Source organism: Bradyrhizobium sp. UFLA05-109 (assembly GCF_054185165.1).
Window position 1 is genome coordinate 1 of sequence record NZ_JBBIAR010000074.1, and the last position, 14,050, is coordinate 14,050.

Below are 14,050 nucleotides of genomic sequence, written 5' to 3' on the forward strand. Positions count from 1 at the left end.
GCGCCTGACGATCTCGTCCAGTCCGGGAATGAGCGACGTGGCAACGGTCATGAAACGCAAACTCGCATTGGACACGCCGGGAGTACACGAGAAGCCTTAAAATGCACCGCCAGCAGGCAATTTAGGCCATCCTTGGTGAAGGAACGGTTAGGCCAGGGGCTGCATAAAAAGGCGCTCCCCGGGCGGCCGGGTCTTGTCGAGAGGAGCGAAAAGCGCTATATCCGCGCCAACTTATCTTCTCATACGATCGGTATTGAGAGTGGGCCCGGAAGGACCCGCTCTTTTTTATTACCTGTATCGACGACGTGATCGGGCGACCACCTCTGTGAAGGCCGACCGACCCCACGAGTTCCCTGAAGCAGCGTAAAGCAAGCGTTAACCACTAGAAGCGTCTTGACCCCAGACATGATCGAACCCAGCGCTGGTTCCACAGATGCCGAGCTATTGGCCGAGCCGCGGCTCGTGGTCGAGCCGGGCGTGGCCGCGCGGGTCTCGGCGATCGCGGGCCCGGTGCTGCAAGGCATGGGCTATCGCCTGGTGCGGATCCGCATTTCCGGGGAAGCCGGCTGCACGGTCCAGGTCATGGCGGAGCGGCCCGACGGCTCGATGCAGATCGAGGATTGCGAGGCGATCTCGCGGGCACTGTCGCCGGTGCTCGACGTCGCCGATCCCATCGACCGCGCCTATCGGCTGGAGATTTCCTCGCCGGGGATCGACCGGCCGCTGGTGCGTCGCTCCGATTTCGAGCGCCATCTGGGGCACCTCGTGAAGATCGAGATGGCCGTCGCCCATGACGGACGAAAGCGCTTCCGCGGCACCATTGCCGGCACCGTGGACGATCGCGTTCGCATCACGCGCGACGACGTCAAAGCCGGCGAGGACGCCGACGTTCTCCTGGTGATGGAGGATATCGGCGAGGCGCGGCTGGTCCTCACCGATGAGCTGATCGCGCAGTCCATGCGCCGCGGCAAGGCGCAGGAGCGCGTGATGCGCCGCAATCTCGGCCTGGAGCCGCCGCAACCGGCGCACGCCAAGATCAGCGAAAAGACGACCAAGAACACCAAGCCGAAGAAGAAGCCGGCACCGAAGAACACCAAGCAACATCGCCTGGCCGCCGAACGTGCGCGGCGCGGCGAAATCGAGCCTGACGAAGGAGACTAACCATGGCAGTCAGCGCCAATCGACTTGAATTGCTGCAGATCGCCGACGCCGTTGCGCGCGAGAAATCGATCGACCGCGGCATCGTCATTGCCGCGATGGAGGACGCCATCGCGAAGGCGGCGCGCGCCCGTTACGGCAGCGAGACCGACGTTCACGCCGAGATCGATCCCAAGAAGGGCGAGCTCCGGCTGTCGCGCCACATGCTGGTCGTGGACAAGGTCGAAAATCATTCCAACCAGATTTCGCTGGTCGACGCGCAGCGCGCCAATCCCGGCGCCCAGGTCGGCGATACCATCGCCGATACGCTACCGCCGCTGGAATATGGCCGTATCGCCGCGCAATCGGCCAAGCAGGTCATCGTGCAGAAGGTGCGCGAGGCCGAGCGCGACCGGCAGTACCAGGAATTCAAGGACCGCATCGGCGACATCGTCAACGGCGTCGTCAAGCGCGTCGAATATGGCAGCGTGATCGTCGATCTCGGCCGTGGCGAAGCCATCATCCGCCGCGACGAGATGCTGCCGCGCGAGGTCTTCCGCAACGGCGACCGCGTCCGAGCCTATATCTTCGACGTGCGCCGCGAGACTCGCGGTCCCCAGATCTTCCTTTCCCGCACCCATCCGCAGTTCATGGCGAAGCTGTTCGCGCAGGAAGTGCCGGAAATCTATGACGGCATCGTCGAGATCAAGGCAGTGGCCCGTGATCCCGGCTCGCGTGCGAAAATCGGCGTGATTTCCCGCGATTCCTCGGTCGATCCGGTCGGCGCCTGCGTCGGCATGCGCGGCTCGCGCGTGCAAGCCGTGGTGAACGAATTGCAGGGCGAGAAGATCGACATCATCCCCTGGTCGCCGGATATCGCGACCTTCGTGGTGAACGCGCTGGCGCCGGCCGAAGTGTCCAAGGTCGTCATCGACGAGGACCGCGAGCGCATCGAGGTCGTGGTGCCCGACACCAACAACCAGCTTTCGCTGGCGATCGGCCGCCGCGGCCAGAACGTCCGCCTCGCCTCGCAGCTCACCGGCTGGGACATCGACATCCTGACCGAGCAGGAGGAATCGGAGCGCCGCCAGGCCGACTTCGAGAACTCCACCCGTGTCTTCATGGAATCGCTCAATGTCGACGAGGTGGTCGGTCAATTGCTCGCGTCCGAAGGCTTCACCTCGGTCGAGGAACTGGCGATGGTCGACGTCAAGGAACTGGCCGGCATCGAAGGTTTCGACGAGGAGACCGCGCAGGAGCTTCAGAACCGCGCGCGCGAATATCTGGAGCAGCAGGAAGCCGAGCTCGAGGCCAAGCGTAAGGAACTCGGCGTCGAGGACGCCGTCAAGGACGTGCCCGGCGTCACCTCGAAGATGCTGGTGAAGTTCGGGGAGAACGACATCAAGACGGTCGACGACCTCGCCGGCTGCGCCACCGACGACCTGGTCGGCTGGACCGAGCGCAAGGAAGGCGGCGAGCAGACCAAGTTCAAGGGCGCGCTCGACGGCATCGACATCTCCCGCGACGATGCGGAGGCGATGATCATGCAGGCGCGCGTCAAGGCCGGCTGGATCACCGAGGCCGACCTCGCCAAGCCCGCTGAAGACGCCGAGGCGTCCGAACAGCAGCCGGCTTAAGGGCGATCAGGAGATGTCGCCCGGATGCTTGCCAGCACTGACCCCGAACTCGACCATGGACCGCGGACCGAAAGGTCCGCGACCATGCGCATGTGCGTGGTCAGCCGACAGGTCCGGCCGATCGACGAGCTGATCCGCTTCGTCGTTTCCCCCCAGGGCGATATTGTTCCCGACCTCAAGCGCAAGCTTCCTGGCCGGGGCATGTGGATATCGGCCTCCCGACAGGCGGTTGCGGAAGCCGTCCGCCATCACCATTTCAGCAAGGCCTTCAAGCGCAATTTGCGCGTCCCGCCGACGCTTCCCTCTGACACGGAAACGCTGCTGGTTCGGAGTGCGACCGAGGCGCTGGCGATTGCCACCAAGGCAGGTCAGGTCCTGGCCGGCTTCGGCAAGGTCGAGACCGCCCTGAAAGAAGGAACGGTTGCGGTCCTGATCCACGCCAGTGACGGAGCCCAGGACGGAATCCGCAAATTGGACGCGTTGGTGCGGCAAAACGAGCGGAATCGCGACGACAGACCGCAAATTCCCGTCGTCACCGCATTGAAATCGGCAGAATTGGATTTGGCACTAGGCAGGTCAAATGTGATACATGCTGCGCTGCTCGCGGGCCCGGCGAGCAGGACATTTTTGTCACGTAGCCAGATGCTGGTCCGATACCGGCTGGCGGACGATGACGAGACTGCCGAAAAGCGCGGCCAGGATTTCTGAAGACAAACGACGACCGGTATGACGGTGCGGCAACGCACAACGACAACAAGATCAGGATTAGGACTGCTGAATGGTTGATACCAAGACCCCTGGCGACAAGAAGCTGAGCGTTCCGAGCAAGACGCTGACGCTCAAGCCGCGCGTCGAAACGGGCACCGTGCGCCAGAGCTTCAGCCATGGCCGCAGCAAGCAGGTTGTGGTCGAGAAGCGCGGCAAGCGCCGGATCGGGGACACCGGTCCCGAGCCGCACGTGCCTGAGGTTGCGAAGCCGGCGCCGGCCGCGCCGGCTCCCTCGCGCCCGGCTCCGCCGCCCGCTGCGCCGCGCAACGCCAATTCCGGCGTGGTGCTGCGCACGCTGACCGAGGACGAACGTTCTGCCCGCGCCAGCGCGCTGGCCGATGCCAAGCTGCGCGAGGTCGAAGAGCGCCGCCAGGCCGAGGAAGAGGCCCAGCGCCGCGCCATCCGCGAAACCGCCGAGCGCGCCGAGCGCGAGGCCGCCGAAGCTCGCCGCAAGGCCGAGGACGAACGTCATCGCCACGAAGACGAAGCCAAGCGAAAGGCCGAGATCGAGGCCAAGAAGCGTTTTGGCGAAGGCGAGCAGCCGCAATCTGCCGCGCGTACCGCGACGGCGGCACCGGCGGCTCCTGCGCCGCGGCCCGGGACGACCACTGCGCGACCGACGGCCTCCGCGGCCCGGCCCGCAACGACCACGCAGCGGCCGGCCGGCCCGGCGGGTCGCGCCCCCGCAGTCGCGGCCGGACCGGACGAGGACGAGGGTCCGCGCCAGATCCGCCGCGGTCCCGGCGGCGTCGCGCGTCCTGCGGCAGCCCCCAAGACCACCCACAAGCCCGGCCCGCAGAAGGAGCGCGGCCGCCTGACGGTCGTCACCGCGCTCAATGCCGACGAAGTGCGCGAGCGCTCGATCGCCTCGTTCCGCCGCCGCACCCAGCGCCTGAAGGGCCATGCCTCTAACGAGCCGAAGGAAAAGCTGATCCGCGAGGTGACGATCCCGGAGGCGATCACCATCCAGGAACTCGCCAACCGCATGTCCGAGCGCGCGGTCGACGTCATCCGCATGCTGATGAAGCAGGGCGCGATGCACAAGATCACCGACGTGATCGACGCCGACACCGCGCAGCTCATTGCCGAGGAGCTCGGTCACACGGTGAAGCGTGTTGCCGCCTCCGACGTCGAAGAAGGCCTGTTCGACGTCGTCGACGATTCCACCGATACCGAACCGCGTTCGCCGGTCGTGACCGTGATGGGTCACGTCGACCACGGCAAGACCTCGCTGCTCGACGCGCTCCGCCACGCCAATGTGGTCTCGGGCGAAGCCGGCGGCATCACCCAGCATATCGGCGCCTATCAGGTGTCTTCGCCCGAAACCGGCAAGAAGATCACCTTCATCGACACGCCTGGCCACGCCGCGTTCACCGCGATGCGCGCCCGGGGCGCCAAGGTCACCGACATCGTCGTGCTGGTGGTCGCGGCCGACGACGGCGTGATGCCGCAGACCGTCGAGGCCATCAACCACGCCAAGGCGGCGCGCGTGCCGATCATCGTGGCGATCAACAAGATCGACAAGCCCGATGCCAAGCCCGAGCGCGTGCGCACCGAACTGCTCCAGCACGAGGTGCAGGTCGAGTCGTTCGGCGGCGAAGTGGTCGACGTCGAAGTATCGGCCAAGAACAAGACCAATCTCGACAAGCTGCTGGAGATGATCGCGCTGCAGGCCGAAATTCTCGACCTGAAGACCAATTCGCAGCGCCCGGCCGAAGGCACCGTGATCGAGGCCAAGCTCGATCGCGGCCGCGGCCCGGTCGCGACCGTGCTGGTCCAGCGCGGCACCTTGCAGGTCGGTGACATCATCGTCGCCGGCGCCGAGATGGGCCGCGTCCGCGCGCTCATTTCGGATCAGGGCGAGACGGTCGACGAGGCCGGTCCTTCCGTGCCGGTCGAGGTGCTCGGCTTCAATGGTCCGCCCGAGGCCGGCGATCGTCTCGCGGTCGTCGAGAACGAGGCCCGCGCCCGCCAGATCACCAGTTACCGCGCGCACCAGAAGCGCGAGAACGCGGCAGCCTCGATCTCCGGCATGCGCGGCTCGCTCGAGCAGATGATGTCGCAGTTGAAGACCGCGGGCCGCAAGGAATTCCCGCTGATCGTCAAGGCCGACGTGCAGGGCTCGCTGGAAGCGATCCTCGGCTCGCTCGAGAAGCTCGGCACCGAGGAAGTCGCCGCCCGCATCCTGCATGCCGGCGTCGGCGGCATCTCGGAATCCGACGTGACGCTCGCGGAAGGCTTCAACGCCGCGATCATCGGCTTCTCGGTTCGTGCCAACAAGGAGGCGGCCGCGGCCGCCAAGCGCAACGGCATCGAGATTCGCTACTACAACATCATCTACGACCTCGTGGACGACGTGAAGAAGGCGATGAGCGGCCTGCTCGCGCCGACCCTGCGCGAAACCATGCTGGGCAATGCCGAGATCCTGGAGATCTTCAACATCTCCAAGGTCGGCAAGGTCGCCGGCTGCCGCGTCACCGACGGTACCGTGGAACGCGGCGCCAATGTGCGCCTGATCCGCGACAACGTCGTCGTGCATGAAGGCAAGCTGTCGACGCTGAAGCGCTTCAAGGACGAAGTGAAGGAAGTTCAGGCCGGCCAGGAATGCGGCATGGCCTTCGAGAGCTACCACGACATGCGCGTGGGCGACGTGATCGAGTGTTATCGAGTGGAGACGATCCAGCGCTCCCTGTAAGTCCAAATCTTACCGAAGCGCGCGGATCTTTTTGAACTGAAATTGCGAGAGCGCGATGGCCGGATTCATTCCGGCCATCGACGTCTCATTCGTTTCAACAAACGACAATGCCCGTGTCCCATCACGGGCATGACGAGGTGATTTTTCAGAGAATGCCCCGCCATCATCAGAAAAAGAGCTCCGCGCCCGGCGGCTCGCAGCGGCAGCTGCGCGTCGGCGAGCAGGTTCGCCATGCGATGGCCGATATTCTGGCGCAAGGCAGCGTGCATGATGCGGACCTCGAAGGCCACATCATCACCGTGCCGGAGGTACGGATGTCGCCGGACTTGAAGCTCGCGACCATCTACGTGATGCCGCTCGGCGGCCGCGACACCGAGCGCGTGATTGCGGCGCTCGATCGCAACAAGAAATTCCTGCGCGGCGAAGTCGCGCGGCGCGTTAACCTGAAATTTGCACCTGACATTCGCTTCCGCGTCGACGAGCGATTCGACGAAGCGGAACGGATCGAGAAATTATTGCGAACGCCTGCGGTGCAAAAAGACCTGGAACAGGATCCGAATTCGGATCGGGAAGAAGAACAGTGATGATCGACCCGGCTCACGGTGCAATCGGCACCGAAGACGCTGATGCGCGCGACGTGCAGAAGAATAATTTTGCCGAGCTGCGCGGCGACGCCACGCCGCATGCGCAGGAGCGCCGCGTCAACAACGATCCGCGCGCCAAGCAGCAGAAGAACAATCAGCCGCGCCGCGACCGGCGCGACGTGCACGGCTGGGTCGTGCTCGACAAGCCGATCGGAATGACCTCGACGCAGGCCGTTGCGGTGCTGAAGCGCCTGTTCCAGGCCAAACGCGCCGGCCACGCCGGCACGCTCGACCCGCTCGCCTCCGGCGGCCTGCCGATTGCGCTTGGGGAGGCCACCAAGACCGTCCCCTTCGTGATGGACGGCCGCAAGCGCTACCGCTTCACCGTCTGCTGGGGCGAGGAGCGCGATACCGATGATATCGAGGGCCGGCCGACCGCCACCTCCGACCAGCGCCCGGCCCGGGAGGCCATTCTGGCACTGCTGCCCCGGTTCACCGGCGTCATCGAGCAGGTCCCGCCGCGCTATTCCGCGATCAAGGTCCAGGGCGAGCGCGCCTATGATCTGGCGCGCGACGGCGAGGTCGTGGAGCTGGCCCCCAGGCCGGTCGAGATTCACCATTTATCCCTTGTAGATCAACCGGATAGCGATCGAGCAGTATTCGAGGCCGAATGCGGCAAGGGGACCTATGTCCGCGCTTTGGCCCGGGATATGGGCCGGATTCTCGGCACTTACGGCCATATTTGCGCGCTGCGGCGGACCCTGGTCGGCCCATTTGGCGAGAACGACATGATTCCGCTGGATCAGCTGGAAGCTTTGTGCCATAGAGCCGCGTCCGGCGAGGGCAGCCTCGCCGACGCGCTTTTGCCCGTTGAGACCGCGCTGGACGACATCCCGGCACTGGCCGTCACTCGGGCTGATGCGGCAAGGCTCCATCGGGGCCAAGCCGTTTTGTTGCGCGGACGGGATGCGCCCACTTGTAGCGGCACAGTCTATGTCACGGTGGCAGGCCGTCTTTTGGCGCTTGCTGAAGTTGGCAATGGCGAAATCATCCCCAAGCGTGTGTTCAACCTGACCGGCCTGACTGCCAGCACCGGTCGCAACGAGAGAAATTGACGATGTCGATTGCCGCAGAACGCAAAGCGGAAGTCATCAAGACGAATGCCACCAAGGCGGGTGACACCGGTTCGCCCGAGGTCCAGGTCGCGATCCTTTCGGAACGCATCAACAACCTCACGAACCATTTCAAGACCCACGTGAAGGACAATCATTCGCGCCGCGGCCTCTTGAAGCTCGTGTCGACGCGCCGTTCGCTCCTCGACTACCTGAAGAAGAAGGACGAGGCGCGGTACAAGGCGCTGCTCGAGAAGCACAACATTCGTCGTTAACAGCTCTTGCGCGCGCCACCGGCGCGCGTTTTTGCGCGTGGTTTCGAACGAAAGCACTTTTCTTCAAGGTTTTTGATCGAGGCTCACGCGCATGTCGGGTGCGAGCCAATACTGATTCGCATCCGGGGCATGATGGTCGAGGGCCGTGATTCGGCGTTCGCGCTCGTGCCGACTGACCAGTCCAGCAGCAATCCGGCGGCTGGGCGCAACGGGCGAGGCGCCCGTATGACCCGAAAGGATGGACGCCATCCGAAATCCAAAAACCATGGCAGGATCGCAGGACGCTGATCACCCGTTCCGATCAGCGTCCCGCAATCTTGCGCATGGTTTTTGTTTTTCGACCGTCCCTTCTTTCGAGAACCCATGAAAGAAGACCTCTATGTTCAATAAGCATTCAGTCGAGATCGACTGGGGCGGACGCCCTCTCAAGCTCGAAACCGGCAAGATCGCACGTCAGGCCGACGGCGCCGTCGTCGCGACCTACGGCGAGACCGTGGTGCTCGCCACCGTCGTCGCGGCGAAGGCGCCGCGCGAAGGTGTCGACTTCCTGCCGCTGACGGTTGACTACCAGGAGAAGGCCTATGCCGCGGGCCGCATTCCCGGCGGCTATTTCAAGCGCGAAGGCCGTCCGACCGAGAAGGAGACGCTGGTCTCCCGTCTGATCGACCGTCCGATCCGTCCGCTGTTCGTCGACGGCTGGCGCAACGAGACCCAGGTCATCGCCACCGTGCTGTCGCACGACATGGAAAACGATCCCGATATCGTTGCGATGGTCGCGGCATCTGCCGCCCTGACGCTGTCCGGCGCGCCCTTCAAGGGCCCGATCGGCGCTGCCCGCGTCGGCTTTGCCAATGACGAATTCGTTCTCAACCCGACGCTCGACGAGATGACCGACACCCAGCTCGACCTCGTCGTCGCCGGCACCGCCGATGCGGTGCTGATGGTGGAATCGGAGGCCAAGGAGCTCAACGAAGACGTGATGCTCGGCGCTGTGATGTTCGGTCACCGTCACTTCCAGCCGGTCATCAACGCGATCATCGAGCTCGCCGAGAAGGCTGCGAAGGAGCCGCGCGAGGTCACCACGATCGACAATTCGGCGATCGAAAAGGAAATGCTCGGCCTGATCGAGCAGGAACTGCGCGCCGCCTATGCGATCCCGGTCAAGCAGGAGCGCTATGCTGCGGTCGGCGTCGCCAAGGAAAAGGTGATGGCCCACTACTTCCCGGAAGGCCAGGAGCCGAAATACGACAAGCTCCGTGTCGCCGGCGTGTTCAAGGAGCTGGAAGCCAAGATTGTTCGCTGGAACATCCTCGACACCGGCAAGCGCATCGACGGCCGCGACGTCAAGACGGTCCGCAACATCATCGCCGAAGTCGGCGTGCTGCCGCGCGCACACGGCTCGGCGCTGTTCACCCGCGGTGAGACCCAGGCGATGGTCGTAACCACGCTCGGCACCGGTGAGGACGAGCAGTACATCGACGCGCTGTCGGGGACGTACAAGGAAACGTTCCTGCTGCACTACAACTTCCCGCCCTACTCGGTCGGCGAGACAGGGCGCCTCGGTGGCACCAAGCGTCGCGAGATCGGCCATGGCAAGCTTGCCTGGCGCGCGATTCATCCCGTGCTGCCGCCGCACCACGAATTCCCCTACACCACCCGCGTGGTGTCGGAGATCACCGAGTCCAATGGTTCGTCGTCGATGGCCTCGGTCTGCGGCGCCTCGCTCGCCCTGATGGACGCCGGCGTGCCGTTGAAGCGGCCGACCGCGGGCATCGCGATGGGCCTGATCCTCGAAGACAAGCGCTTTGCCGTTCTCTCGGACATTCTCGGTGACGAGGACCATCTCGGCGACATGGACTTCAAGGTCGCCGGCACGGAGGCGGGCATCACCTCGCTCCAGATGGACATCAAGATCGAGGGGATCACCGAGGAGATCATGCGCGTCGCCCTTGGCCAGGCCAAGGAAGGCCGCATCCACATCCTCGGCGAGATGGCGAAGGCCCTGACCGCGGCTCGCGCCGAGCTCGGCGAATACGCGCCGCGCATCGAGACCTTCAAGATCCCGACCGACAAGATCCGCGAAGTGATCGGCACCGGCGGCAAGGTGATCCGCGAGATCGTCGAGAAGACCGGCGCCAAGGTCAACATCGAGGACGACGGCACCGTGAAGGTCGCCTCCAGCGACGGCGAGGCGATGAAGGCCGCGATCAAGTGGATCAAGTCGATCGCATCCGAGCCCGAAGTCGGCCAGATCTATGACGGCACCGTCGTCAAGGTGATGGAGTTCGGAGCCTTCGTGAACTTCTTCGGCTCCAAGGACGGCCTCGTCCACATCAGCCAGCTCGCGGCCAGCCGCGTGCAGAAGACCACCGACGTCGTCAAGGAAGGCGACAAGGTCAAGGTCAAGCTGCTCGGCTTCGACGATCGCGGCAAGACCCGCCTGTCGATGAAGGCGGTCGACCAGCAGACCGGCGAGGACCTCGAGGCCAAGCAGAAGGCGGCCGAGGGCCAGCAGGCGCCGCGCGAAGCGGCCGGCGAGTAAATCTCTCCGTACTGAAAACACGAAGGGCGGCCTCTCGGCCGCCCTTTTTGTTTGTGCTGACGCTTCGAACGATCAGGCGATGTCGAAACGATCAGCGTTCATCACCTTGGTCCAGGCCGCCACGAAGTCCTTGGCGAACTTCTGCTTCGAATCTGCACTCGCATAGACTTCGGCGAAGGCGCGGAGCTGGGAGTGCGAGCCGAAGATCAGGTCGGTGCGGGTCGCGGTCCACTTGACCGCATTGGTCTTGCGATCACGTCCCTCGTACGCGCCGTTGGCGGTCGGCGCCCACTGCGTGCTCATGTCGAGCAGGTTGACGAAGAAGTCGTTGGTCAGCGTCCCCGGCTTCGCCGTGAACACGCCGTTCTTCGAACCACCTGCGTTGGCGCCGAGCACACGCAGGCCGCCGACGAGAACCGTCAGCTCAGGCGCGGTGAGCCCCAGCAGCTGGGCCCGGTCCACCAGGGCTTCCTCTTGCCTCAGGAACTGATGCTTGCCGCCGACATAGTTGCGGAAGCCGTCAGCCCGCGGCTCGAGTGGCGCGAAGGACGGAACGTCCGTCTGCTCCTGTGATGCATCCATGCGGCCCGGCGTGAACGGCACCTTCACGTCGATACCAGCGTCCTTCGCGGCCTTCTCCACCGCGGCACCACCGCCGAGGACGATGAGGTCGGCAAGCGAGATCTTCTTCTTCCCCGCGCCAAACTCCTTCTGGATCGCCTCGAGCTTGCCGAGCACCTTGGAGAGCTGGGCCGGCTGGTTGACCTCCCAATCCTTCTGCGGGGCAAGGCGGATACGCGCGCCATTGGCGCCACCGCGCTTGTCGGAGCCGCGGAAGGTCGAGGCCGAGGCCCAGGCCGTGGAGACCAGCTCGGACACCGAGAGGCCGGAAGCCAGGATCTTCGTCTTCAGGCCTGCGATGTCCTGCTCGCTTGCGAGCTCGTGATCGACGGCCGGAATTGGATCCTGCCAGATCAGCGTCTCCTTCGGCACCAGCGGGCCGAGGTAGCGCGCGATCGGACCCATGTCGCGGTGGGTGAGCTTGAACCAGGCGCGGGCAAAGGCGTCCGCGAACTGGTCGGGATTCTCGAGGAAGCGCCGCGAGATCTTCTCATAGGCCGGATCGAAGCGCAGCGAGAGGTCGGTCGTGAGCATGGTCGGCACATGCTTCTTGGACTTGTCGAACGCATCCGGAATGACCGCCTCAGTGCTCTTGGCCTTCCACTGCTGCGCGCCGGCCGGGCTCTTGGTCAGCTCCCATTCGTGACCGAACAGATTCTCGAAGAAGTAGTTGCTCCACTTGGTCGGCGTCTGCGTCCAGGTGACTTCCGGACCACCAGTGATCGCGTCGGCGCCGATGCCCGTGCCGTACTTGCTCTTCCAGCCGAGGCCCTGATCTTCCAGCGCACCGGCTTCCGGCTCCGGTCCGACGAGGGACGGGTCGCCCGCACCGTGGGTCTTGCCGAAGGTGTGGCCGCCGGCGATCAGCGCGACGGTCTCCTCGTCATTCATCGCCATGCGGAAGAACGTCTCGCGGATGTCCTTGGCGGCCGCGACCGGATCCGGCTTGCCGTTCGGTCCTTCCGGATTGACGTAGATGAGGCCCATCTGCACCGCGCCGAGCGGCTCGGCAAGCTGGCGTTCGCCGCTGTAGCGTTCATCGCCCAGCCACGTGCCCTCGGGACCCCAATACAATTCTTCCGGCTCCCAGACGTCGGCGCGACCGCCCGCAAAACCGAACGTCTTGAAGCCCATCGATTCCAGCGCGACGTTGCCGGCGAGGACCATCAGGTCGGCCCACGAGATCTTGCGGCCGTACTTCTGCTTGATCGGCCAGAGCAACCGACGAGCTTTGTCGAGATTGGCATTGTCGGGCCAGCTGTTCAGCGGCGCGAAACGCTGCTGACCGGCACCGGCGCCACCGCGACCATCGGTGATGCGGTAAGTGCCCGCGCTGTGCCAGGCCATGCGAATCATCAGGCCGCCATAGTGACCGAAGTCAGCCGGCCACCACGCCTGAGAGTCGGTCATCAGGGCGTGCAGGTCCTTGACGACCGCATTCAGGTCGAGCGTCTTGAATTCCTTGGCATAGTCGAAGTCCTCGCCCACCGGATCCGACAGATCGGAATTCCGGTGCAGGACCTGGACATCCAGTTGGTTCGGCCACCACTCGCGGTTTGAGGGTGCGGGTTTTCCGCCCGTGAACGGGCATTTTGCTTGATCGTCCATGAATACCTCCTCTGGTGGCGTCGAACATCGCCATGACCCAGGTCAAATGACTCTAGGCGCCGCCTCTTATCAGGTAAAGTTGACTTTAGTGATCGCTGCGATAGGATTTTCTGATGATAAATCTGACGCTGCGGCAGCTCCGATATTTCGATGCGCTGGCGCGTCTCGGCCATTTCGGGCGCGCGGCGGAAGCCTGCTCGATCTCGCAGCCGGCACTGTCGATGCAGATCAAGGAAATGGAGGAGACGCTCGGCGGATTGCTGCTCGAGCGCAGCGCGCGCCAGGTCGCACTCACGCGCTTCGGCGAGGAACTCGCCGAGCGCGTCCGCGAGATCCTGCGCTCGGTCGATGAGCTCGGCGACTTCGCGCGCGCCTCGCGCGACCGCTTCGCCGGCCGCCTGCGTATTGGCATGATCCCGACGATTGCGCCCTATCTCTTGCCCACCATCACCAAGAACCTCACGCGCCTGCATCCGGAACTCGACATCCGCGTGCGCGAGACGATGACACCCAAGCTGATCCAGGAGCTGGCCGAAGGCCGGCTCGACACGGCGATCGTCGCCCTGCCGGTCTCGGAAGCCTCGTTGACCGAAGTTGCGCTGTTCGAGGAAAAATTCCTGCTGGTGCGGCCGAGCACGGATGAGGGAACGCCGGTGCCCTCACGCGAGATGATGCGCGAGATGCGGCTCTTGCTGCTCGAGGAGGGACATTGTTTCCGCGACCAGGCGCTGTCTTTCTGCAACATGCAATCGGCCCCGCCGCGCGAAATGCTGGACGCGAATTCGCTGTCGACGCTGGTTCAGATGGTCAGCGCCGGCATCGGCGTGACCTTGATCCCTGAAATGGCCCTGCCGGTCGAGACGCGCTCGGCCTCCGTGTCGGTCGCGCGCTTCGCCGATCCGCAGCCCTCGCGCACCATCGGCATGGTCTGGCGCAAGACCAGCCCGTTGGCGCGGCAGCTCCTGCAAATCTCCGAGGTGGTGTGCCTCTCGGCCGGCAAGGTGCGCGCACGACCTGCGGCGAGCGCTATACCGCGCAATGCCAGGGCCTGATCAGCGCGCGGCAGATCAT

At 64.5% G+C, this 14,050-nt stretch carries 10 protein-coding genes; 9 read left to right on the plus strand and 1 reads right to left on the minus strand.

Translation table 11 applies throughout. The annotated features are described in order from the left end of the window. The first annotated feature begins 405 nt into the window (after positions 1-405). From rimP to pnp, 8 genes are all read left to right on the plus strand, one after another. Positions 406-1,161: a ribosome maturation factor RimP gene (gene rimP / locus Q3C01_RS36845; RefSeq protein ID WP_458150193.1), complete on the plus strand. Its 756-nt coding sequence runs from the start codon at positions 406-408 to the stop codon at positions 1,159-1,161. A 2-nt stretch (positions 1,162-1,163) separates the two neighbouring features. Next, positions 1,164-2,774 (plus strand): transcription termination factor NusA, encoded by a 1,611-nt coding sequence (gene nusA / locus Q3C01_RS36850; RefSeq protein ID WP_027528329.1) that lies wholly within the window; start codon positions 1,164-1,166, stop codon positions 2,772-2,774. Between the two features lie 24 nt (positions 2,775-2,798). Beyond that, positions 2,799-3,482 (plus strand): RNA-binding protein, encoded by a 684-nt coding sequence (locus Q3C01_RS36855; RefSeq protein ID WP_458150194.1) that lies wholly within the window; start codon positions 2,799-2,801, stop codon positions 3,480-3,482. A gap of 70 nt (positions 3,483-3,552) precedes the next feature. Beyond that, the gene (gene infB, locus Q3C01_RS36860) at positions 3,553-6,237 is read left to right on the plus strand and encodes a translation initiation factor IF-2 (RefSeq protein ID WP_458150195.1); all 2,685 of its coding nucleotides are present in this window, start codon (positions 3,553-3,555) and stop codon (positions 6,235-6,237) included. 152 nt (positions 6,238-6,389) lie between these two features. Continuing rightward, entirely contained in the window at positions 6,390-6,821 is a 432-nt protein-coding gene (rbfA, locus tag Q3C01_RS36865; RefSeq protein ID WP_458150196.1) for a 30S ribosome-binding factor RbfA, read from the plus strand. After that, positions 6,818-7,936, plus strand: a complete 1,119-nt coding sequence (gene truB, locus Q3C01_RS36870) for a tRNA pseudouridine(55) synthase TruB (protein WP_458150197.1) — start codon at positions 6,818-6,820, stop codon at positions 7,934-7,936. The genes rbfA and truB overlap by 4 nt, the downstream gene beginning before the upstream one ends. Before the next feature lie 2 nt (positions 7,937-7,938). Then, positions 7,939-8,208 carry a 30S ribosomal protein S15 gene (gene rpsO / locus Q3C01_RS36875; protein ID WP_008540131.1) on the plus strand — a complete coding sequence of 90 codons (270 nt, stop codon included), beginning with the start codon at positions 7,939-7,941 and terminating at the stop codon, positions 8,206-8,208. A gap of 379 nt (positions 8,209-8,587) precedes the next feature. Beyond that, positions 8,588-10,750, plus strand: coding sequence for a polyribonucleotide nucleotidyltransferase (gene pnp / locus Q3C01_RS36880; protein WP_458150198.1), 2,163 nt, complete (start codon positions 8,588-8,590; stop codon positions 10,748-10,750). Between the two features lie 72 nt (positions 10,751-10,822). Here the strand turns inward: pnp and katG are convergent, their stop codons facing one another. Continuing rightward, positions 10,823-12,979 (minus strand): catalase/peroxidase HPI, encoded by a 2,157-nt coding sequence (gene katG / locus Q3C01_RS36885; protein WP_458150199.1) that lies wholly within the window; start codon positions 12,977-12,979, stop codon positions 10,823-10,825. Between the two features lie 113 nt (positions 12,980-13,092). Here katG and Q3C01_RS36890 point away from each other — a divergent pair, with 113 nt between their 5' ends. Further along, positions 13,093-14,031 (plus strand): hydrogen peroxide-inducible genes activator, encoded by a 939-nt coding sequence (locus Q3C01_RS36890; RefSeq protein ID WP_458150200.1) that lies wholly within the window; start codon positions 13,093-13,095, stop codon positions 14,029-14,031. The last annotated feature ends 19 nt before the right edge of the window (positions 14,032-14,050 follow it).

Bases quoted from the DNA above. Each gene is read 5' to 3' on its own strand.
- rimP (WP_458150193.1), top strand. From the start codon at position 406: ATGATCGAACCCAGCGCTGGTTCCACAGATGCCGAGCTATTGGCCGAG.
- nusA (WP_027528329.1), top strand. From the start codon at position 1,164: ATGGCAGTCAGCGCCAATCGACTTGAATTGCTGCAGATCGCCGACGCC.
- Q3C01_RS36855 (WP_458150194.1), top strand. From the start codon at position 2,799: ATGCTTGCCAGCACTGACCCCGAACTCGACCATGGACCGCGGACCGAA.
- infB (WP_458150195.1), top strand. From the start codon at position 3,553: ATGGTTGATACCAAGACCCCTGGCGACAAGAAGCTGAGCGTTCCGAGC.
- rbfA (WP_458150196.1), top strand. From the start codon at position 6,390: ATGCCCCGCCATCATCAGAAAAAGAGCTCCGCGCCCGGCGGCTCGCAG.
- rpsO (WP_008540131.1), top strand. From the start codon at position 7,939: ATGTCGATTGCCGCAGAACGCAAAGCGGAAGTCATCAAGACGAATGCC.
- pnp (WP_458150198.1), top strand. From the start codon at position 8,588: ATGTTCAATAAGCATTCAGTCGAGATCGACTGGGGCGGACGCCCTCTC.
- katG (WP_458150199.1), bottom strand. From the start codon at position 12,979: ATGGACGATCAAGCAAAATGCCCGTTCACGGGCGGAAAACCCGCACCC.
- Q3C01_RS36890 (WP_458150200.1), top strand. From the start codon at position 13,093: ATGATAAATCTGACGCTGCGGCAGCTCCGATATTTCGATGCGCTGGCG.